At 69.1% G+C, this 20342-nt stretch carries 16 protein-coding genes; 5 read left to right on the forward strand and 11 right to left on the reverse strand.

Translation table 11 applies throughout. The features are described from left to right. Nucleotides 1–145: 145 nt before the first annotated feature. From WKR98_RS08710 to WKR98_RS08730, 5 genes are all read left to right on the forward strand, one after another. Nucleotides 146–706 carry a YqaA family protein gene (locus WKR98_RS08710; RefSeq protein ID WP_124687721.1) on the forward strand — a complete coding sequence of 187 codons (561 nt, stop codon included), beginning with the start codon at nt 146–148 and terminating at the stop codon, nt 704–706. 19 nt (nt 707–725) lie between these two features. After that, nucleotides 726–1088, forward strand: a complete 363-nt coding sequence (locus WKR98_RS08715; protein WP_124687722.1) for an arsenate reductase — start codon at nt 726–728, stop codon at nt 1086–1088. Between the two features lie 142 nt (nt 1089–1230). After that, entirely contained in the window at nt 1231–5160 is a 3930-nt protein-coding gene (locus WKR98_RS08720; protein ID WP_124687723.1) for a DUF3683 domain-containing protein, read from the forward strand. A 43-nt stretch (nt 5161–5203) separates the two neighbouring features. Then, complete coding sequence (locus tag WKR98_RS08725; protein ID WP_341432654.1) at nt 5204–5956, forward strand: flagellar brake protein; 753 nt, start codon at nt 5204–5206, stop codon at nt 5954–5956. Between the two features lie 19 nt (nt 5957–5975). After that, entirely contained in the window at nt 5976–6446 is a 471-nt protein-coding gene (locus WKR98_RS08730) for an HIT family protein (RefSeq protein ID WP_341432655.1), read from the forward strand. Here the strand turns inward: WKR98_RS08730 and serA are convergent. The 11 genes from serA to acnA form a co-directional block, all read right to left on the reverse strand. Further along, nucleotides 6441–7640: a phosphoglycerate dehydrogenase gene (gene serA / locus WKR98_RS08735; RefSeq protein ID WP_341432656.1), complete on the reverse strand. Its 1200-nt coding sequence runs from the start codon at nt 7638–7640 to the stop codon at nt 6441–6443. The two genes, WKR98_RS08730 and serA, sit on opposite strands and share 6 nt — an antisense overlap. Nucleotides 7641–7720: 80 nt before the next feature. Beyond that, the gene (locus WKR98_RS08740; RefSeq protein ID WP_341432657.1) at nt 7721–8695 is read right to left on the reverse strand and encodes an aldo/keto reductase; all 975 of its coding nucleotides are present in this window, start codon (nt 8693–8695) and stop codon (nt 7721–7723) included. A gap of 4 nt (nt 8696–8699) precedes the next feature. Beyond that, entirely contained in the window at nt 8700–9680 is a 981-nt protein-coding gene (locus WKR98_RS08745; protein ID WP_341432658.1) for a Bug family tripartite tricarboxylate transporter substrate binding protein, read from the reverse strand. A gap of 47 nt (nt 9681–9727) precedes the next feature. Continuing rightward, nucleotides 9728–10459, reverse strand: a complete 732-nt coding sequence (locus tag WKR98_RS08750; protein WP_341432659.1) for a maleate cis-trans isomerase family protein — start codon at nt 10457–10459, stop codon at nt 9728–9730. Between the two features lie 8 nt (nt 10460–10467). Beyond that, nucleotides 10468–11664 carry an FAD-dependent oxidoreductase gene (locus WKR98_RS08755; protein ID WP_341432660.1) on the reverse strand — a complete coding sequence of 399 codons (1197 nt, stop codon included), beginning with the start codon at nt 11662–11664 and terminating at the stop codon, nt 10468–10470. Nucleotides 11665–11849: 185 nt separating this feature from the next. Beyond that, nucleotides 11850–12665: a GntR family transcriptional regulator gene (locus tag WKR98_RS08760; protein ID WP_124687731.1), complete on the reverse strand. Its 816-nt coding sequence runs from the start codon at nt 12663–12665 to the stop codon at nt 11850–11852. Nucleotides 12666–12762: 97 nt separating this feature from the next. Next, nucleotides 12763–14313: an aldehyde dehydrogenase gene (locus tag WKR98_RS08765; protein ID WP_124687732.1), complete on the reverse strand. Its 1551-nt coding sequence runs from the start codon at nt 14311–14313 to the stop codon at nt 12763–12765. A 30-nt stretch (nt 14314–14343) separates the two neighbouring features. Further along, the gene (locus tag WKR98_RS08770) at nt 14344–15351 is read right to left on the reverse strand and encodes a CobW family GTP-binding protein (RefSeq protein WP_341432661.1); all 1008 of its coding nucleotides are present in this window, start codon (nt 15349–15351) and stop codon (nt 14344–14346) included. A gap of 11 nt (nt 15352–15362) precedes the next feature. Further along, entirely contained in the window at nt 15363–16094 is a 732-nt protein-coding gene (locus WKR98_RS08775) for an isochorismatase family protein (RefSeq protein ID WP_124687734.1), read from the reverse strand. A gap of 19 nt (nt 16095–16113) precedes the next feature. Beyond that, nucleotides 16114–17478, reverse strand: coding sequence for a dihydroorotase (locus WKR98_RS08780; protein WP_124687735.1), 1365 nt, complete (start codon nt 17476–17478; stop codon nt 16114–16116). Continuing rightward, the gene (gene acnA, locus WKR98_RS08785) at nt 17475–20168 is read right to left on the reverse strand and encodes an aconitate hydratase AcnA (protein WP_341432662.1); all 2694 of its coding nucleotides are present in this window, start codon (nt 20166–20168) and stop codon (nt 17475–17477) included. The genes WKR98_RS08780 and acnA overlap by 4 nt, the downstream gene beginning before the upstream one ends. Nucleotides 20169–20342: the final 174 nt, after the last annotated feature.

Raw genomic sequence — 20342 nt, forward strand, 5'->3', positions numbered from 1 at the left:
CTGCGTCAGGGGTTGGTGGAAAAACCGTAGTCCTTTAGTTTGACACAGATGGCTCAAGGGGCGCTTTGTCCCTTCGAAAGCGCCGGCGTTGGGGGTGCCTCCAGGGCGCCGCGTAAGCGGGTACGGGGTGGTCTAAACTCTCGCCATGCATCAATGGCTGGAATCCTCCGTTCAATGGCTGCTCCACACCCTGGCCCTGCCGGAAGTGGGGCTGTCGGCCATTTTCACGGTCAGCCTGGTTTCCGCCACGCTGCTGCCCATGGGATCCGAGCCGGCGGTATTCGGCTATGTGAAGCTGGCCCCGCAGATGTTCTGGGTGGCGGTGCTGGTGGCGACCGCGGGCAATACCGCGGGGGGGATGATCAGCTATTGGATGGGGGTGGGGGCCAAGCGGGCGGTGGAGCGCATCAAGGCGCGGCGCGAGGCCCGGCATCCCCACGAACACGAGGCGGAGCCGGACGGCGGCGAGGCGCATGCGCCCTCGCGGAAGGATCGCTGGCACGCCTATGCCCACGCCTGGATAGAGCGGTTCGGCGCCAAGACGCTGCTGCTGTCGTGGGTGCCCCTGGTGGGGGATCCGCTGTGCGCGGTGGCGGGGTGGCTGCGGCTGGATTTCCGGGCCTGCGTGGTCTATATGGCCATCGGCAAGTTCGGGCGCTACGCCACGATGACCGCCGCGCTGCTGTGGGTGTTCCCCGACAAGTAGCAAGAAAAGGATCTGGACTATGACGACGCGGGTCTACGGACTGAACAATTGCGATACCTGCCGCAAGGCGCGTAAATGGCTGGCCGCCCAGGGGCTGGAGGCCGATTTCATCGACTACCGGGAGCATCCGGTGGGCGCGGACGCGCTGCGGGACTGGGCGGGGCAGGTGGGGGGCTGGGAGAAGCTGGTGAACCGGTCGTCCACGACCTGGCGCAACCTGCCGGAGGACCGCAAGCAGCCCGCTGGCGAGGCGCAGTGGCTGGCGCTGGTGGCCGAGCATCCGACGCTGGTGAAGCGGCCGGTGCTGGTGACGGCGGACGGGGTGGCCAGCGTGGGGTTTTCCGAGGCGGGCTGGGCGCGGCGCCTGGGAGCCGCTTCCTAGGGCGGAAATCCCTCGCGTTGAATGCAATTCCCGCGAGATATGACCCTTTTCACGGGTCGGGAAAAGGGGGCGTCCCCAGCGAGGGGGCGGGGCAATCGGCTAGAATGATCGGCTACCCTCGGGATGAAGTACAGCCCCCACCATGAACGCCCCTCTGCCCATCGCCCTCGCCCCCGCGCACGCACCCACTCGCCTGCGGGAGATTCCGTACAACTACACGTCGTTTTCCGACCGGGAAATCGTGCAGCGGCTGCTGGGCTCGCAGGCTTGGGAAATGCTGTGCGACCTGCGGGGCGAGCGCCGCACCGGCCGGTCGGCGCGCATGCTGTACGAGGTGCTGGGCGACATCTGGGTGGTGCGCCGCAATCCCTACCTGCAGGATGACCTGCTGGACAATCCCAAGCGCCGCGGCCTGCTGGTCGAGGCGCTGAACCACCGGCTGCGCGAGGTCGAGCGCCGGCGCGAACCCGACGACGCCGAGCGCGACGGCAAGGTGGGCCGGCTGCTGGACATGGCGCGCAGCGCCGTGCGGGCCTTCGAGCAGGAGTTCAACGAGACCGCCGAACTGCGCCGCCGGGTGCAGAAGGTGCTGGGCCGCACGACGGCGCGCGACAACATCAAGTTCGACGGGCTGTCCCGGGTCTCGCACGTCACCGACGCCACCGACTGGCGGGTGGAATTCCCGTTCGTGGTGCTGACGCCCGACAGCGAGGACGAGATCGCCGCGCTGGTGCGTGGCTGTATCGAGCTGGGCCTGACCATCATCCCGCGGGGGGGCGGCACGGGCTATACCGGCGGCGCGGTGCCGCTGACCTGGAAGTCCGCCGTCATCAATACCGAGAAGCTCGAGACCCTGGGCGAAGTCACCGTCGGGCCGCTGCCTGGCGTGGACCGCGAGGTCGCCACGGTGTTCACCGGCGCGGGCGTGGTCACCAAGCGGGTGGCTGACGCGGCCGACAAGGCCGGTTTCGTGTTCGCCGTGGATCCCACCTCGGCCGAGGCCTCCTGCGTGGGCGGCAACGTCGCCATGAACGCCGGCGGCAAGAAGGCGGTGCTGTGGGGCACGGCGCTGGACAACCTGGCCTGGTGGCGCATGGTCGACCCCGAGGGCAACTGGCTGGAGGTCACGCGCCTCGAGCACAACCTGGGCAAGATCCACGACGTGGCGGTGGCACGCTTCGAGCTGAAGTGGTTCGACGGCGCGGGCAAGCCGGGCGAACACCTGCTGCGTACCGAGACGCTGGACATCCACGGCCGCGTGTTCCGCAAGGAAGGCCTGGGCAAGGACGTGACCGACAAGTTCCTGGCCGGCCTGCCGGGCGTGCAGAAGGAAGGTACCGACGGCCTGATCACGTCGGCGCGCTGGGTGCTGCACCGCATGCCCAAGCACGTGCGCACGGTCTGCATGGAGTTCTTCGGGCAGGCGCGTGACGCCATTCCGTCCATCGTCGAGGTCAAGGGCTACCTGGACGGCGAAGGGCGGGCGCGCGGCGCCATCCTGGCCGGCCTGGAGCACCTGGACGAGCGCTATCTGCGCGCGGTGGGCTATGCCACCAAGAGCAAGCGCGGCACGCTGCCCAAGATGGTCCTGATCGGCGACATCGTCGGCGACGACGAGGATGCCGTGGCCGTGGCTGCCAGCGAAGTCGTGCGGCTGGCCAATACCCGCCACGGCGAAGGCTTCGTGGCGGTCAGCGCCGAGGCCCGCAAGAAATTCTGGCTCGACCGTTCGCGCACGGCCGCCATCGCGCGCCACACCAACGCCTTCAAGATCAACGAAGACGTGGTGATTCCGCTGCCGCGCATGGGCGAGTACACGGACGAGATCGAGCGCATCAACATCGAGCTGTCGACCCGCAACAAGCTGCGGCTGATCGACCGGCTGGCCGAGTTCTTCGACGGCGAGCTGCCGGTGGGCAAGAGCGAGGACGGCGAGGGCGAGAAGCTCTCGCGCGAGGAAATCCTGGGCGACCGCGCCGTGCAGGCGCTGGAACTGCTGGAGGCGGTGCGCGACCGCTGGAACTGGATCCTGCGCAGCATGGACCTGCCGCTGGCCGATACGCTGGGCGAGTTCGCCCGCATCGGGCTGGGGCAGCTGCTGCCGGCCTTGCAGGAACGGCTGCAGGTCCAGCCCACGGCCCGCGTGTTCGACGTGGTGCAGGACCGTACGGTGCGCGTGTCCTGGAAGGCCGAGCTGAAGGCGCCGCTGTCGCGCATCTTCTCCGGCCAGGCCTGCGCGCCCATCCTGGTCCGCGCCCAGGAAATTCACGACAAGGAACTCAAGGGCCGGGTGTTCGTCGCGCTGCACATGCATGCGGGCGACGGCAACGTGCACACCAACATCCCCGTCAACTCCGACAACTACGAGATGCTGCAGGAGGCCAACGAGGCCGTCGCGCGCATCATGGACGTCGCGCGCAACCTGGACGGAGTGATCTCGGGCGAGCACGGCATCGGCATCACCAAATACGAATTCCTGTCCGAAGCCGAGCTGGCTCCGTTCCAGGATTACAAGCGCCGCATCGATCCGCACAACCGCTTCAACGCCGGCAAGCTGATGCCCGGCGGCGACCTGCGGCACGCCTACACGCCCAGCTTCAACCTGCTGGGGCACGAGTCGCTGATCATGCAGCAGAGCGACATCGGCGCGATCTCGCACGCCATCAAGGACTGCCTGCGCTGCGGCAAGTGCAAGCCCGTGTGCGCGACCCACGTGCCGCGCGCCAACCTGCTCTATTCCCCGCGCAACAAGATCCTGGCGACCTCGCTGCTGGTCGAGGCCTTCCTGTACGAAGAACAGACGCGGCGCGGCATCAGCATCAAGCACTGGGAAGAGTTCGAAGACGTGGCCGACCACTGCACGGTGTGCCACAAGTGCGAGAAACCCTGTCCGGTGGACATCGATTTCGGCGACGTGTCCATGAACATGCGCAGCCTGCTGCGCCGCATGGGCCGCAAGTCGTTCAACCCCGGCACGGCCGCGGCCATGTTCTTCCTGAACGCCAAGGACCCGCGCACCATCAACGCCACGCGCAAGGCCATGGTCGACGTCGGCTACAAGGCCCAGCGACTGGCCCACGACGTGCTGGCCAAGTTCGCGCGCAAGCAGACCGAGCATCCGCCGGCCACGGTGGGCAAGCCGTCCATGCGGGAACAGGTGGTGCACTTCGTCAACAAGAAGATGCCCGGCAACCTGCCCAAGCAGGGCGCGCGCAAGCTGCTGGACATCGAGGACGCCAAGTACATCCCCATCATCCGCAACCCGCGCGCCACCTCGGCCGATACCGAGGCGGTGTTCTATTTCCCGGGCTGCGGATCCGAGCGCCTGTTCTCGCAGGTGGGCCTGGCGACCCAGGCCATGCTGTGGCATGCCGGCGTGCAGACCGTGCTGCCGCCGGGCTACCTGTGCTGCGGCTACCCGCAGCGCGGCAACGGCATGGACGACAAGGCGCAGAAGATCATCACCGACAACCGGGTGTTGTTCCACCGGATGTCGAACACGCTCAACTACCTCGACATCAAGACCGTCGTGGTCAGTTGCGGGACCTGCTACGACCAGCTGGCCGGCTACGAATTCGAGAAGATCTTCCCCGGCTGCCGCCTGATCGACATCCACGAATACCTGCTGGAGAAGGGCGTCAAGCTCGAGGGCGTGACCGGCGCGCGGTACATGTACCACGACCCCTGCCATACGCCCATGAAGCTCCAGGATCCGATGAAGACGGTGCGGGCGCTGGTGGGCGAGGGCGTGGACAAGAGCGATCGCTGCTGCGGCGAGTCCGGCACGCTGGCGGTGACCCGTCCCGACATCTCCACGCAGATCCGCTTCCGCAAGGAAGAGGAACTGCGCAAGGGCGCCGACAAGCTGCGCGCCGACGGCTTCCAGGGCGACGTCAAGGTGCTGACCTCCTGTCCGTCGTGCCTGCAGGGGCTCAGCCGCTACAACGACGACGCGAGCCTGGACGCGGACTACATCGTGGTCGAGATCGCCCGCCACGTCCTGGGGCAGCAGTGGATGGAGGACTACGTCAGGCGCGCCAACGACGGCGGCATCGAGCGGGTCCTGTTGTAGGCGTGGCATTGGGAACGGGCGCGCACGCACGGAAGGGCGAGCCATGAGGGAGCACCCGCTGCTGCCTCTGACGCCCGAGCCCGCCGGCGACGACTCGCTCGAGGACTTCCGGATCTCGCAGCCGCTGGAAATCCTGACCCTGCTCGGACGCATGGCCGAGCAGTCCGAAATCGTGGCCCTGGCTGCCGCCGACGGCGTGTCCTGCCTGTCGGCCATCGCCGGGGTGGACCGCGGCAGGCGCCTGCTGTGGCTGTCGGGTACCCCCGGCGACACCTGCCTGGAACACCTGCTTGCTTCGCCGTGGAAAGTGGCCGTCGGCTACCTGGATCACGTCAAGATCCAGTTCCGTGTCCACAACCTGCAATGGCTGCCCGGCGCCGACGGCGGCCGGCTGGCCTGCCTGCTGCCGCTGGAGTTGTACCGTTTCCAGCGGCGCTCGTATTTCCGCGTTCGTCCGGCCGGGCGTCCCGCTCCGGTGGTGCGGGCGCGCCGCGATCCGGCCGACGCTCCCATCGAACTGGAAGTGATCGATATCAGCATGACCGGGGTCGGCTTGCTGCTGCCGCCCGGTAGCCGGCCTTTCCCGGTGGGCACGCAATTGCCGCGCGCGACGCTGGTATTGAGTCCCGCGATCCGGCTTCCGGTGGACCTGAAGGTGATGCACGTCACACCGCGCCGCGAGCCCGAGCAGGGCCACCACATGGGCTGCACCCTGGACGGCCTGGACGAGAACGGCCTGCAGGCCTTGCAGCATTTCATCAGCCAGGCGCAGTCGCGCCAGGGCGGTTCGTCATAGCCACCAAGGTCTTCCCCAGATGAGTTCTCCTGCCGATTCCTGCCCCCTTTGCGCCACCGACGGTGCGCCGGCCTTGTGGCGGGACGATCGTCTGCGCGTGATCGCCGTCGACGATGCGGACTATCCCGGCTATGTGCGCGTGATCTGGCGCACCCACGCGGCGGAGATGACCGACCTGGACGACGAGGACCGGCTGCACGTGATGCGGGTGGTGCTGGAGGTGGAGGCGGTCATGCGCGATCACATGCGGCCGGACAAGGTCAACCTGGCCGCACTGGGGAACATGGTGCCGCACCTGCATTGGCACGTCATTCCCCGCTGGCGCGGCGACCGCCATTTTCCCGATGCGATCTGGGCCGCGCCCCGCGTCGCGCCCGGCGCCGAGCCCGAGGCGTTCCGCGAACTGGCCCGGGCTGCGGCGCAGCGCGTGCCCGAGTTCCACCGCCGCCTGCAGGAGCGGCTGTCGGTGCGCTTCGCCCCTGCGCTATAGCAGGTCGCAGCGCACCGTCATCGGCAGCGCGCGCAGCGCATCCATCAGCGCCGCGTCCGCCTGGTTGCCGATGTCGGTCAGCACGTAGCCGATCGGTCCCTTGGTCTGCAGTTGCTGGCTGCAGATGTTGATCTTGCGTTCGGCGAAGACCGCGTTCAGCAGGGCCAGCGCGCCCGGTTCGTTGCGGTGCACGTGCAGGATGCGCGAGGTGCCCGCCATGTCCTGGTGGGACAATTCGGGGAAGTTCACCGCCCCCTTGGTCGTGCCGCCCTGGATGAAGCGCACCAGCTTCTCGGCCACTTCCTTGCCGATGTTCTCCTGCGATTCGACCGTGCTGCCGCCGATGTGCGGCGTCAGGATGACGTTGGGCAGGCCGATCAGCGGGCTTTTGAGCGGTTCGTCCACGCTCTTGGGCTCGACCGGGAAGACGTCCAGCGCCGCGCCGCGCAGCAGGCCGGCATCCAGCGCGGCCCGCAACGCATCGATGTCGACCACGGTGCCGCGCGAGGCGTTGATCAGGATGGCGCCGCGCTTCATCTGCGACAGCGTGGCCTCGTTGATGATGTTCTCCGTGGAGCGGCCGCCGGGCACGTGCAGGGTTACCACGTCGGACTCGGCCAGCAGCGCGGACAGGTCGGGATAGGCGCGGGCATTGCCCAGCGGCAGCTTGGCCTCGACGTCGTGGAAGATGACGCGCATGCCCAGCGCCTCGGCCAGGATGCCGACCTGCGAGCCGATGTTGCCGTAGCCGATGATACCCAGGGTCTTGCCGCGTGCCTCGTAGGCGCCGGTCGCGCTCTTGTCCCAGTGGCCCTGATGCACGCGCAGGTTCTTCTCGGGGATGCGGCGCAGCAGCAGGATGGCCTCGGCCAGCACCAGTTCGGCCACCGAGCGGGTGTTGGAGAACGGCGCGTTGAAGACCGGCACGCCATGTTCCATTGCGGTGGCGAGGTCGACCTGGTTGGTGCCTATGCAGAAGCAGCCGATGACGCGCAGGTCGGGCAGGCTGTCGATGATGCCCGCATCCAGGTGGGTGCGCGAGCGGATACCGACCACGCTGGCGCCCCGCAGGGCATCGCGCAGCGCGTCGGGCGGCAGGGCGCCGGCGTGGGTGGCGATGTCGCTGTAGCCCGCGGCGGTAAAGACTTCGACCGCGCTGGGATGGATGTTCTCGAGCAAGACGATTTGTGCCATGGGGAGCAGCTCCGGCTGAAATGCTGACGTCCCTATGGTAACGCCTGGTCCGCCGGCGGACGGCCTTGAACCTACGGGCGTCAGGGGTTCAGGCGCACCCGCAGGTAGTCGCGCGGTTCGTAGGCCGCGGCCAGCCGGTCCAGGGCCTGGGGGGGCAGGCGCAGGTCGCGCCCGCGCAGCGCCGCGTCCAGGTGCGAACTTCGCGACGCGCCGACGATGACCGAACGCACGCCGGGCTGGGCCAGCACCCACGCCAGCGCGACGGCCGCGGGTTCGGCGCCCAGTTCGGCGGCGATGCGCAACTGCTCGGCGCGGACCCGGGCGCCGCGCGGCCCGCCGTACAGGCGCTGCCCCTTGGCGTCGGTGGACAGGCGGGCGGCGGCTTCGGCGTCGCCCGCCGCCGCGTCGGCCAGGTAGCCGCGCGCCAGCGGGCTGTAGGCCAGGATGTCCAGGCCGTGTTCGGCGCAGGCCGGCAGGGTGGCGCGCAGCTCTTCCTGGTAGAGCAGGTTCAACTGCAACTGCGCGCTGGCGTAGCCGCGCGCGCCCAGGAGGGAGGCGGCCCGCGCCGCCTGGGCGATCTGCGAGTGGTCCAGGTTGGAGCAGCCGTACGCGCGGATCTTGCCCGCGTCGACCAGGGCCTCGAGGGCACCCAGCGTTTCCTCGATGGGTACCGTTTCGTCCCAGCTGTGGACCTGATAAAGGTCGATGTAGTCCGTGTCCAGGCGCCTGAGCGAGGCCTCGGCCTGCCGGGCGATCTGCGCCGCCGACAGGCCCCGGCCATCGGCCACCGGCAGGCCCACCTTGGTGGCGAGTGTCAGGCGGTGTCGGCCGCCGTGTTCGCGCACCAGCCGGCCCAGGATGCGTTCGCTTTCCCCGTCCGAGTAGTAGTTGGCGGTATCGAAGCACTCGATGCCGTTCTCCAGGCCCTGGCGAAACAGGGCCCGCGCCGTGTCCAGCCCGACGACCCAGGGCGCCCAGGCGGGATCGCCGTAGGACATCATGCCCAGGCACAGGCGCGACATCCGTGGCGGCGGGGATCCGGCGCGCGCAGCCATGGCGCTACTCCAGCGTGACGCCGGCCGTCTGCACCATCTTGCGCCAGCGGGCGATCTCGTTGCGGTGGAACTCCTCGACCTGCGCCAGGGGCTTGAACCAGGGTTCGAAGCCCGCGCCGGCCAGCTTCTGCTGGATGTCGGGCTGGGCCATGACACGCGCCAGCTCGTCGCTCCACTTGGTCAGGACCGCGCGCGGCGTGCCGGCGGGGGCGTACAGCCCGATCCAGCTGTCGGCCGACAGCGTCTCGTAGCCGAGTTCGTGCAGCGTGGGGACGTCGGGGGCCTGCGCCTCGCGGGTATCGCCCGAGATGGCCAGCGCGCGCAGCTTGCCGGCCTTGATGTAGGCGATGGCGCTGGCGTAGCTCGCGGTCATGAAATCCACGTGGCCGGCGATCAGGTCGGTCACGGCCGGCGCGGCGCCCTTGTAGGGGATGTGCGTGCAACGCATCTTCATGCTCGAGCACAAGGTCTCGGATACCAGGTGCGAGGACGAGCCGGGGCTGGAGGATGCGTAGTTCACCGGTTTGCCGCGCCCGCCCTGGATGAGTTCGGCCAGCGTCTTGTACGGCGAGGAGGCGGGCACGACGATGGCGTGGCGCGTGCGGGTAAGCAGGGCGATGGGCTGGACGTCCTTGCTCAGATCGAACTGGATCTTGGGGAACAGCGAGGCGTTGGTCGAATGGGTCTGGTTGTTGCCCAGCGTCAGGACGTAGCCGTCGGGCGCGGCGCGCACGCCCGCGGCGGTGCCGATCAGGCCCGAGGCGCCGGCCATGTTGTCGATCACCACGGACTGGCCCCAGGCTTCGCCGACCTGCGCGCCGATCAGGCGGGCCACCACGTCGGTGGTGCCGCCGGCCGGGAACGGGACGATGACGCGGACGGGCTTGTTGGGATAGGCGCCGTTCTGGGCGAAGGCGGGGGCGGAGGGCAGGCTGGCGGTACCGGCCAGGGTGGCCAGCAGGGCGACGAGGCGAACGGAGGTCATGGCGGATATCCTCGATGAAATGATGGGACGGAGTCGGACGATTCGGGTCAGGCCTTGCACAGCCAGGGGAAGGCCCGCGTCATCCAGTCGGGATGGGGGATTCCCAGCGTCCGGCTGATGCTCCAGATGCTGCACAGGTTGGACGACAGGATAGGGACCTGTTTGCCGGTCGCCTGGATGATCGATTCGATGGTGGGCATGCCCGTGCCCGACAGCAGCACGGCGCCGTCGGGATGCGCCTGCACCGAGGCCAGCCGCTGGGCGACCTCGGCCGGCGAGACCTTGTAGGCGACCAGTTCGTCGGCGAAGTGTTCGACGTGGTCCACCTGCACGCCCGCGCCGCGCCAGTAGGCGATGGCCAGTTCGGTCAGCCAGTCGGGATAGGGCGACACCATGCTGATGCGCGTGATGCCCAGGTGGCGCAGCGCGCGCGCCAGCGCGAAGCTGGCGGTTTCCACGGGCATGCCGAACTGTTCGGACAGTTGCGCGCAGCGGCGCAGGTCTTCCTGGTGGCCGATGCGGTACTGCGAGCCAGTCAGGGCGATGACGGCACCGTCGAGCCTGAGCGAGCCGAAGCCTTGCAGGCAGGACGCATAGCTGTCCAGATAGGCCAGGTTGCGAGTATCGAGATCGCCGGCCACCACGGGCAGGCGCATCGCGTGCAGCGCGGCGGCGGACGGCAGCAGCGCCGGGTATTCGACTTCCACGGTGGGGTTGGCGGGCGGCACCAGGGCGCCGACGCGCCATTGGGGGCGGCTGACGAGAGGGAGATCGGTCATGGCGGGTCTCATGCGGCGGCGGAAACGGGATCGATGCGGCGCGCCAGTTCGGGGGCCATGTCCAGCATGGCGGTCCGGCGCAGGAAGGCGAGACGCTGGACGGGGTCGCCCAGCAGTCCCTTGACGTTGTCGAGCCAGGTGGCCTGCCCGGTCACCATGGCATCGGTGCGCGGCAGCAGGGAGTCGGCGGCGACCTGGTGGCGCCGGTCGGCGGCCGCATCGACGACGGCCTGGTCGTCCTTGCGCAGGCCCTCGACCAGGGCGGTGGCCATGAAGTAGGCGTCGTGCAGGCCGCAGTTCATGTTCATGCCGCCGCGGGTGTTGCTGAGGTGGGCGGCGTCGCCGGCCAGGTAGATGCGCCCCGCGCGGTACGTGCCGGCCACGAACTTGCTGGCCGAATACACGTCCTGGCCGACGATGTTGGGCAGCTCCTTCAGCCCGGGCACCAGTTGCTGGAGCCGTTCCAGTATCCAGGCGCGCGACTGGGCGCGGGCCTCGTCCACGTCGGGCGGCACGCGCAGGATGATGCGCCAGCAGTCGGGCATGCGCAGGAAGCTGGCCGAGGCGTCACCGTTGACGAGGTAGCTGATGGGCCGCAGGCCGGGCAGGATGCGTTCCAGGCTTTCGTCGGCCAGCACCCGCAACACGCAGCCGGGATAGGGGGTCGGGTCGAACGGCAGGCCCATGGACTCCCGCACTTGGCTGCGCGCGCCGTCGGTGCCGAGCAGGTAGTCGGCGCGCAGAGTCTGGACACCCTCGGGGCCTTGCACGCGCACGGTGACGCCGCCGGCGTCCGAGGCCGCGTCCAGGAAGGCGGTGCCGAACCGGACGTCGGCATGCGGATGTTCGCGCAGTTGCGCCAGCAGCAGCGGCGTGATGCGCGACTGTTCCAGGTGCAGGCGATACGGATAGTCGGTGTCGTTCTTCAGTTCGGCCAGGGCGATTTCGCCCAGGATGCCTTGTTCGGTGCTGCGGTACTGGATGTGCGTGACGTCCTGCCCCTGTTCCAGCATGGCGGACAGCACGCCCAGGTGGTCCAGCACCGCCAGGGTGGGCGCGTGGAAGGTCGAGGCCTTCGAGGCTTCGTTGAGCCGGTCGCGCTTTTCCAGGAGCGTGACGCGCAGGCCGGCGCGCGCGATGATCAGCGCGGCGGTCAGGCCCACCGGCCCGGCGCCGGCAACGATGACGTGGTGAGGTTGCTGCATGGAATCCTTCTGTCGATGAGGCGACCGGCGCTGGCATCGAGCCGGTTTAAAAGTATTTTGTATCATACATAATACTTTTATGGGTATTGTCGGGGATACGGATCAGGGCGCGACGGCTCAGGCCGGCGACGGGCGTATCGGCGGGATCAGGGGAGGGGGCGGCGCGCGCGACGGCGCCGCCCGGGTCAGTCCGGGACTTCCGACCAGCGCGGGGCGTCGCCCTGTTCGATGCGCGACAGGTTCACGCGGTACTCGTAGCGATCGGGCCGGTAGAGTTCGTGCAGGATCTCGATGGGCCGCCCGGCGGTATCGCGGTAGACCCGCGTCAGGCTGATCAGCGCGCTGCCCATCTCGACCTGCAGCGCCTGCGCCGTATCCTTGTCGGCCAGCGTGGCGCTGATCCACTGCTCGGCCTGGGTGGCCTTCACGCCCTGGCGCTCGAGCAGGATGGACACCGGCGTGTTGCGCAAGTCGCTGCGTTTGAGCAGGCTGGCCTCGGGTTCCGGCAGGTAGCAGGTGATATGCGAGAAGGGCGAGGTGGCGTCGCTGCGCACGCGCACGATACGCAGGCCCGGCTCGCCCTGCTGCCGGTCCAGTAGCGGCGCGATGTTGGTCGGCAACCCGACGCGCTCGAACGCCAGCAGCCTGACCTTGGTCGTCTCCTGGAAGTGGACGATGTTCTCGATCAGGCCGCTGAAGCCGGTCTTGCCGGGCGGGCGGACGGGCTTGCGGGCGAAGGTCCCCCGGCCGCGCTGGCGCGTGATCAGGCCGTCGGCCTCCAGGATGTTCATCGCCTTGCGCAGGGTCACACGCGAGACCTGGAAGCGTTCGGCGAACTCGGCCTCGGTCGGCAGCGGCGTGTGTTCGTCGTAGCCATGGTCCCGGATGTGCTGGAGCAGCAGGGTATAGACCCGGTAGTAGAGCGGGACGTAGTCGGCGATGCGATGCGAGGCGGCGGCGTCCTCGCTTTTCCGGGAGCGGGTGGAGTCGGTTCTGGTCACGATGGGGCGGCACGGCGGCGCATGCCGTCATGCCGGGTAGGTCGCTGGGGGCTCGCGCCATCATAGCCAATTTGCCTTTCCGCCGCCGGGAGCCGGTTCAGCGCCGCACGAAGGGGTTGGGGATGTCGGTTTCCATGGACAGCCAGACGCTCTTGATCTCCATGTACTCGCGCATGCCGGCAATGCCGCATTCGCGCCCGACGCCGCTCATCTTGAAGCCGCCGAACGGCGAGGTGACGCTGGTCGAGCGGTAGTTGTTGACCCAGACCGTGCCGGCCCGCACCTTGCCCGCCATGCGCAGCGCACGCGGCATGGAGGTGGTCCAGACGCCGGCCGCCAGGCCGAAGTCGACGTCGTTGGCGATGGCCACGGCCTCGTCTTCGTCCTGGAAGCGGATGACCGACAGAATGGGGCCGAACACTTCTTCCTGGGCGATGCGCATGCGGTTGTCCACGTCCGCGAAGATGGTGGGCTGGAAGAACAGCCCCTCGGGGCACTCCGGCACGTGGGCGCGCTTGCCGCCCGCCACCAGCCGGGCGCCGTCGGCCAGCGCGACCTGCACATAGGATTCGATCTTGTCGAGCTGCGGCGCGGTGGAGATGGGCGCCACCTGGGTCTGTGCATCGGCGGGGTGGCCGAAGCGGGCGCTGCCGGCGATCTCGACCAGGCGTTCCAGGAAGCGGTCGTGGATGCCGTCCTGGAGGAGCAGGCGCGAGCCGGCCACGCAGGTCTGGCCCGAGGCGGCGAAAATGCCGGCCACGGCGCCCTTCAGGGCCTGTTCGAAGTCGGCGTCGTCGAACACGATGTTGGGCGACTTGCCGCCCAGCTCCAGCGTCACGCGCTTCATGCGCGAGGCGGCCTGCTCGTTGATGCGCTGGCCGGCCTCGGGGCCGCCGGTGAAGGCGATGCGCTGTACCAGCGGATGGTCCACCAGCGCGGCCCCGACCTCGGCGCCCAGCCCGGTCACGACGTTGACGACGCCCTCGGGCACGCCGGCGAGCTGGAACAGCTTCATCAGTTCGAGCAGCGAGGCCGAGGTGAATTCCGAGGGCTTGAGCACCACCGTGTTGCCGGCCGCCAGGGCGGGCGCGATCTTCATGCTGGCCAGCGGCAGGGGCGAGTTCCAGGGCGTGATGCAGGCGACCACGCCCAGCGGTTCGTAGACGGTGTAGTTGAAGACGCCCGGCTTGTCGGTCGGGATGACCGTACCTTCCATCTTGTCGGCCAGGCCGCCGTAGTAATAGTAGTAGTTGGCCATGTAGCGCATCTGCATGGACAGCTCCGCGCTGAGCTTGCCGTTGTCGCGCTGTTCCACGTGCGCCAGCCATTCCGCGTGTTCGGTGACCAGGTCGCCGATGCGGCGCAGCAGCGCGCCGCGTTGGCTGGCGTTCATGGCCGGCCACGCGCCCCGGGTGAAGGCGCGATGGGCGGCTTGCACGGCCGTGTCCACGTCCTGCGCGGTGCCGCGGGCGATGCTGGCCCATTGGCGTCCGGTGACCGGGTCGCTGGTGGCCAGGCGGGCGCCAGCGGCGCCGGTGAACCCGCCGTCGATGAACTGGGTGTAGACCAGGTGGCCCTGCGCGTCGGCGGCGGTGGGCGGGAGCTTGGGGAACTGCTGGGCGTAGGCCTGGGTGTCGGGACGTGGCATGGAATCGAAGTCTGGAAATGAAGGGGTGGGTCAGGCGCCGCCGTCGAGCGCGGCGGCGGCCCGTGCGAGGTCTTCCTCGTCGGCGTCGCGGGTGATGACCACCAGCACGCCGGACAGGTCGTCGGGCACCTGGCCGTCCAGCAACTGGGGCGGGCTGAAGACGTGGCGCACGCCATGGATGGCGTAGTGCGCGCCGTCTTCCATGCGCAGGATGCCCTTGACGCGCAGCAGCCGTTCGCCCAGCCGGGATTGCATGAAGGCGACCCAGGCGGCGTAGCGTTCCCAGCCGACCGGACCATCGGCCCGGATCAGGTGCGAGGCGATGCCGTAGCGCAGGACGTGGGCGAGCCGCGTCCAGGCCTGCGGGCGTTCCTGCTCGGGCGGGCCCGGCACCGCGGCCCGGCGGTCCGCCGCCTGGAAGAGGTCGGTCGGTTCCCGCAGGCCGTCGCGATTCGCGTGCAGGACCGGAGCTCCGGGCGCCTGCCGGCGCAGTTGCCCGGCCAGGGCCGATGCGGCCTCGGGCGCGACCGTGTCGGTCTTGGTCAGGACCACGAGGTCGGCCACCGCGAGCTGCGTGGCGGCGGTCTCGTATTCTTCCAGCGTGGCCGCGCCGTGGGCGGCGTCGATGGTGGTGATCACGCCGGCCAGCCGCACGTGGCGGGCGATGGAGGCGTCGGATGCCAGGGCGTTGATCAGCGGGCCCGGCTCGGCCAGCCCCGAGGTCTCGACCACGATGCGCGAGAACGCCGGGATCTCGCCGCGCAGGCGCCGGTAGTACAGCGACTCCAGCGTTTCCTGCAGCGCGTTGTTGCTGGCGCAGCACAGGCATCCGGAGTCCAGGAGCACGATGTCGTCTTCGCTGGACTGGCCGACCAGCACATGGTCCAGGCCGATCTCGCCGAACTCGTTGATGACCACGGCGGTGTCGGCGAACGCCGGGCTGCGCACCAGCCCGGCGAGCAGGGTGGTCTTGCCGCTGCCCAGGAACCCGGTCAAGAGATAGACCGGGATCGGCGCGGCGGGCGTGGCGGACGGCATGCGCGGGACGCTCAGCCGGCCGAGCCGCCGCCCTGGCGCACCGGCAGCGCGGCCAGGTAGTCGCGCACTTCGGCCGAGGGAATCACGTCGGCGTACTTGCAGTTCAGGTCGAACAGGTTGATGGCGTGGCTGGCCTGGAAACGGTCGAATGCCGTCTCTTCGGGAATGATCACCTTGAAGTTGTACGAGTAGGCGTCCACGGCGGTGGCGCGCAGGCAGCCCGACGAGGTGCAGCCGACCAGGATCAGCGTGTCGACGTCCAGGAAGTTCAGGTGGCTCATGAAGGTCGTGCCGAAAAAGCACGATGGCTTGGTCTTGGTGATGCGGATGTCCTGCGGGCGCGGTGCCAGCGCCTCGACGGTCCGGGTGGCGTGGGTATCCGCCAGCACGGTTTTTTCCCCGCCGCGATGGTTTTTGCCGACCTGCACGCCGCTGTCGAGCAGGTCGGGGCGGCGCGCGCTTTCCGTGTAGAACACGGGGATGTTCTTCTCGCGCGCAAGTTCGAGCAGCGGCACCATGTGCGCGACGGCGTCCCAGGCTTCCTTGCCGCAGTGGGTGCGGTACTGCTTGAGGCCGTCCAGGATCTCCTGCGGGGTGTCGCCGCAGAAGTTGTACTGGACGTCGATGATGAACAGGGCGGGGCGCGTGCCGAAGCCGCCGCGCTTGCCGTAGCCGGCCACGGCAAGGACCTGCTGGTCGCGTTCGGTCAGGAAGTCGTCCCAGATGCGTTTGGTTTGGCTCATGTCGTTTCCTTGGGGAGTATCAAAGGCGCCGGAGGTAGCGGCCGCCGGGCTGGCGGCGGGCGTCATCGGTGATCTTGCCGTCCAGGGCCACGGTGCGGCCGCGCACCAGCGTGCGCACCGGCCAGCCCTTGAGCGTCATGCCCTCGTAGGGCGAATAGTCGGCGTAGGATTCGAGCGTGGCCGGGTCCACGGTTTTTTCCAGGTCCAGGTCGACCACCAGCAGGTCGGCATCCTTGCCGACCTCGATGCCGCCCTTGGCCGGCATGTTGTAGTGCCGGGCCGAGTTGGCCGAGGCGACCTCCATCAGCCGTTCCAGCGGCACGCCGCGGCGGTGGTAGCCCTCGTGCAGCAGGATGGGCAGGATCATGCCGGTGCCGGGAAAGCCGTTGCTGGCGGCCCAGATGTCCTTGTCCTTGGTGCTGCGCTTGCGCGGCACGTGGTCCGAACCGATGGTGGTGACCGAGCCGTCCAGCACGCCTTCCCACATGGCGTCGACGTCGGCCTGGCCGCGCACGGGCGGATTGACCTTGGCATAGGGGCCGGCGGGGCTCTCGTCCGTCAGGAACAGATAGTGCGGGCAGGTCTCGACGTGGATGGGCGGGGCGTTGCGGTTGCGCCGATGGCGCCGGACCTCGTCCAGGGCCTCGCCGCTGCTCAGGTGGACGATGTTGACGGCGGCGCCGGTCTTGGACGCGAAATAGCACACGCGGTGCACGTTCTCGGCCTCCAGGAAGTCGGGGCTCTGCTCGTTCCAGGCCTTCAGGTCGTCGCGGCCGGCGGCGCGCAGCGGATCGCGCAGCAGCGGGATCACTTCCACGTTCTCGCAGTGCACGCCCAGGATCGCGCCCGGGATGCGCGCGGTCTCGCGCAGCGCGGCGAACAGGAGGCCGTCGTCGATGTCGGTGAAGCCCTGGGCCAGGCCGGCGGCGCCCTTGTACATCATGTAGAGCTTGTAGGACGAGACGCCGAAACGTTCGGAGATTTCCTTCAGCGTCTCGACGTGCAGGTGGCTGGTCAGGCCGAAGTGGAAGCCGAAGTCGATACAGCTTTGCGCCAGGGCCCGGTCGTGGGCCGCCTGGAACGATTCGCGGATGTCGCGCGAGCGGTGGAAGGACAGGACCGAGGTGGTGCCGCCCAGGGCGGCGGTGCGCGACTCGGTCTCGAAGTCGGTCTCGGGCGAGCCGAAGCCGAAGTGCACGTGCGGATCGATGACGCCCGGCAGCACGCACAGGCCCTGGCAGTCGATCGTTTCATCGGCCGCCAGTTGCGCGCCGGGTTCGGCGATGACGGCGATGCGCCCCTGGCTGATGCCGATCTGGCCGGGGGTCAGGCCGCGCTGCGGCAGCAGGATCCTGGCGTTGGCCAGGACGAGGTCCAGATTCATGGTTGCGTTTCCTCGTTGAAATCCGGGGTGGTGCCTACGGGGTCCAGGCAGGCCTGGAGGACGCTGGCCGGGATGCCGCCTTCCTGCATCAGCTGGCGCTCGGCCTGGGTCAGGACCTGGGCCTGCACCTGGAAGCGGATGACGCCGTCCGGGCCGGTGGCCTCGACCGTGATGGGGGCGCCGTCCATGATGCCGGGGATAAGCCCCTGGAAACCGAAGCTTTCGGCGCCGGTCAGGCCCAGCTGGCGCCATCCCTGCCCGGGCAGGAAGGCCAGGGGCAGCACGCCCATGCCCACCAGGTTGGCGCGGTGGATGCGTTCGAAGGACTCGGCCAGCACGGCCTTCACGCCCAGCAGCGCGGAACCCTTGGCGGCCCAGTCGCGGCTGCTGCCCGTGCCGTATTCCTTGCCGGCCAGGATCACCGTGGCGATGCCGTCCTCGCGGTAGGCGCGGGCCGCATCGAAGATGGTGCAGGGCGCGTGGTCGGGAAAGTGGACCGTGACGCCGCCCTCGGTGCCGGGCACCAGCAGGTTCTTGATGCGGATGTTGGCGAAGGTGGCGCGGGCCATGATCTCGTGGTTGCCGCGCCGCGCCACATAGGTGTTGAAGTCGGCGGGCGCCACGCCGGCCTCGATCAGGTAGCGGCCGGCGGGGGTGTCGGCGGGGATCTCGCCGCCGGGGGAGATGTGGTCGGTGGTGAGCGAGTCGCCGAAGGCGGCCAGCACGCGTGCGCCTTGCAGGCCGCGTTCGAACTGGCCGAGGCCGCTCGCGGCGCGGGCCTGGCGGAAGAAGGGCGGTTCGACCAGGTAGTGCGACTGCCGGTCCCAGGGGAAGAGCGGTCCGCGGGGAGCGTCCAGCGTGTCCCACAGCGAGCCGCCGGCGGCGCGCGCTTCGTAGGTGTCGACGAAGATCTCGCGGCGGGTGGCGGCGGGCATGGCCTGGGCGATTTCCTCGGGCGTCGGCCACAGGTCGCGCAGGTAGACCGGCACGCCGGCGGGGTCGATGGCGACGGGCTCGCGCGTCAGGTCGATGTCGATGCGGCCGGCCAGCGCGTACAGGACCACCAGCGGCGGCGCGCCGATGTAGTTGGCGCGGATCAGCTTGTGGATGCGGCCTTCGAAATTGCGGTTGCCCGACAGCACGGCCGCGGCGACCAGCCCGCGCTGTTCGATTTCGCGCGCGGCCTCGGGAACGAGCGGTCCGGACTTGCCGCCGCAGGTGGTGCAGCCGTAGCCGATCAGGTGGAAGCCCAGCGCGGCCAGGGGCGCCAGCAGGCCGGCCTCTTCCAGGTAGCGCGTGACGGTGCGCGAGCCGGGAGCCAGCGAGCGCTTGACCCAGGCCGGTGGCTGGAGCCCGCGCGCGGCCGCCTTGCGGGCGACGATGCCGGCCGCCAGCATGACGGCGGGGTTGGAGGTGTTGGTGCACGAGGTGATGGCGGCCAGCGCGATGCTGCCGTGGTCCATGGCGCCTGCGCCGGGGGCCGGCGCGGCGCCGAAGCCCCCGTCGGCCAAGGGGCGCGGCAGGCGGGCCCGGAAGTCTTCGGTGATGCGCGCCAGCGGCAGGCGGTCCTGCGGCCGGCGCGGTCCCGCCATGCCGGGCAGCACGGTGTCCAGATCGATCTCGACGATCTGGCTGTAGACGGGAGAGGCGTCGCCGGCGTCCCGGAACAGGTGGTTGGCCCGCGTATAGGCCTCGACCAGGGCAACCTGTTCCTCGGGACGGCCGGTGGTGCGCAGGTAGGCCAGGGTCTGGCCGTCGATGGGGAAGTAGCCGCAGGTGGCGCCGTACTCGGGGGCCATGTTGGCGATGGTGGCGCGTTCGGGCACCGTGAGGCCGGCCACCGCGGGGCCGAAGAACTCCACCGCGCAGGCGGTGACGCCCACCCGGCGCAGTGTTTCGGTAATGAGCAGCGCGGCGTCGGTGGTCAGCGCCGAGGGCGGAATGCGGCCGGACAGGCGTACGCCCACCACGCGGGGGATGGGGAAGGTGTAGGCCTGGCCGAGCAGCGCGGCTTCGGCGTCGATGCCGCCCACGCCCCAGCCCAGCACGCCCAGCGCGTTGACCATGGGCGTGTGGGAGTCGCCGCCGATGACGAAGTCCGGATGCGCCCAGGTGCCGTCGGGCCGTTCGGCGCGGCAGACCACTGGCGCGATGTGTTCCAGGTTGACTTGGTGGATGATGCCCGTGCCCGGCGGGAAGACGCGCAGGCCGGCATAGGCCTGCTGGGCCCATTTCAGGAAGCGGTAGCGTTCGGCGTTGCGCTGGAACTCGCGGGCGAGGTTGCGCTCGGCCGCGTCGCCGCCGCCCCAGTGGTCGACCTGCAGCGAGTGGTCGACGATCAGGTCCACCGGCACGCGCGTGTCCACGGTGGCGACGTCGCCACCACGGGCCGCGACGGCATCGCGCAGGGCCGCCAGGTCCTGCAGCACCGGCAGGCCGCTGGAGTCGGGCAGGATCACGCGCGCCACGTGCAGCGGCAGGTCGGCGCCGATATGCGCCTGCCAGTCGAGCAGCGCGCGCAGGTCGGCCTGGGCGACCTGCCGGCCCCATGCGCGGTTGCGCGCCAGGTTCTCCAGCAGCACGCGCACGACGTAGGGATAGTCGGCCAGCGGCTTGCCCGCCGCCTGCGCCATGGCGGCGAGATCGGCGATGAACAGCGAACCGGATCGGAAGGAGAAGGTGCGGGTCATGGACGGAGGCGGCGAAAATGCGTGCGGCTTTGCTATGGTATGAATCTTATGAGCACCGTTTGTTAAATGTCAACACTTTGGCGTGGAAGAGTGGTTGGGGAAATGGAGGCGGCCGCTTGCTTTGGTTCATTTCAAAGCTCGAATTTTCTTGATATAAGGCTTTTCATGCAGGCA

Source organism: Pigmentiphaga sp. YJ18, assembly GCF_038066655.1.
GTDB lineage: Bacteria > Pseudomonadota > Gammaproteobacteria > Burkholderiales > Burkholderiaceae_B > Pigmentiphaga.

Coding starts and splice junctions, on each gene's coding strand:
- WKR98_RS08730 (WP_341432655.1), top strand. CDS start 5,976: ATGAGTTCTCCTGCCGATTCCTGCCCCCTTTGCGCCACCGACGGTGCG.
- WKR98_RS08755 (WP_341432660.1), bottom strand. CDS start 11,664: ATGCAGCAACCTCACCACGTCATCGTTGCCGGCGCCGGGCCGGTGGGC.
- WKR98_RS08745 (WP_341432658.1), bottom strand. CDS start 9,680: ATGACCTCCGTTCGCCTCGTCGCCCTGCTGGCCACCCTGGCCGGTACC.
- WKR98_RS08725 (WP_341432654.1), top strand. CDS start 5,204: ATGAGGGAGCACCCGCTGCTGCCTCTGACGCCCGAGCCCGCCGGCGAC.
- WKR98_RS08770 (WP_341432661.1), bottom strand. CDS start 15,351: ATGCCGTCCGCCACGCCCGCCGCGCCGATCCCGGTCTATCTCTTGACC.
- acnA (WP_341432662.1), bottom strand. CDS start 20,168: ATGACCCGCACCTTCTCCTTCCGATCCGGTTCGCTGTTCATCGCCGAT.
- WKR98_RS08780 (WP_124687735.1), bottom strand. CDS start 17,478: ATGAATCTGGACCTCGTCCTGGCCAACGCCAGGATCCTGCTGCCGCAG.
- WKR98_RS08710 (WP_124687721.1), top strand. CDS start 146: ATGCATCAATGGCTGGAATCCTCCGTTCAATGGCTGCTCCACACCCTG.
- WKR98_RS08720 (WP_124687723.1), top strand. CDS start 1,231: ATGAACGCCCCTCTGCCCATCGCCCTCGCCCCCGCGCACGCACCCACT.
- WKR98_RS08715 (WP_124687722.1), top strand. CDS start 726: ATGACGACGCGGGTCTACGGACTGAACAATTGCGATACCTGCCGCAAG.
- WKR98_RS08740 (WP_341432657.1), bottom strand. CDS start 8,695: ATGGCTGCGCGCGCCGGATCCCCGCCGCCACGGATGTCGCGCCTGTGC.
- WKR98_RS08765 (WP_124687732.1), bottom strand. CDS start 14,313: ATGCCACGTCCCGACACCCAGGCCTACGCCCAGCAGTTCCCCAAGCTC.
- WKR98_RS08775 (WP_124687734.1), bottom strand. CDS start 16,094: ATGAGCCAAACCAAACGCATCTGGGACGACTTCCTGACCGAACGCGAC.
- WKR98_RS08750 (WP_341432659.1), bottom strand. CDS start 10,459: ATGACCGATCTCCCTCTCGTCAGCCGCCCCCAATGGCGCGTCGGCGCC.
- serA (WP_341432656.1), bottom strand. CDS start 7,640: ATGGCACAAATCGTCTTGCTCGAGAACATCCATCCCAGCGCGGTCGAA.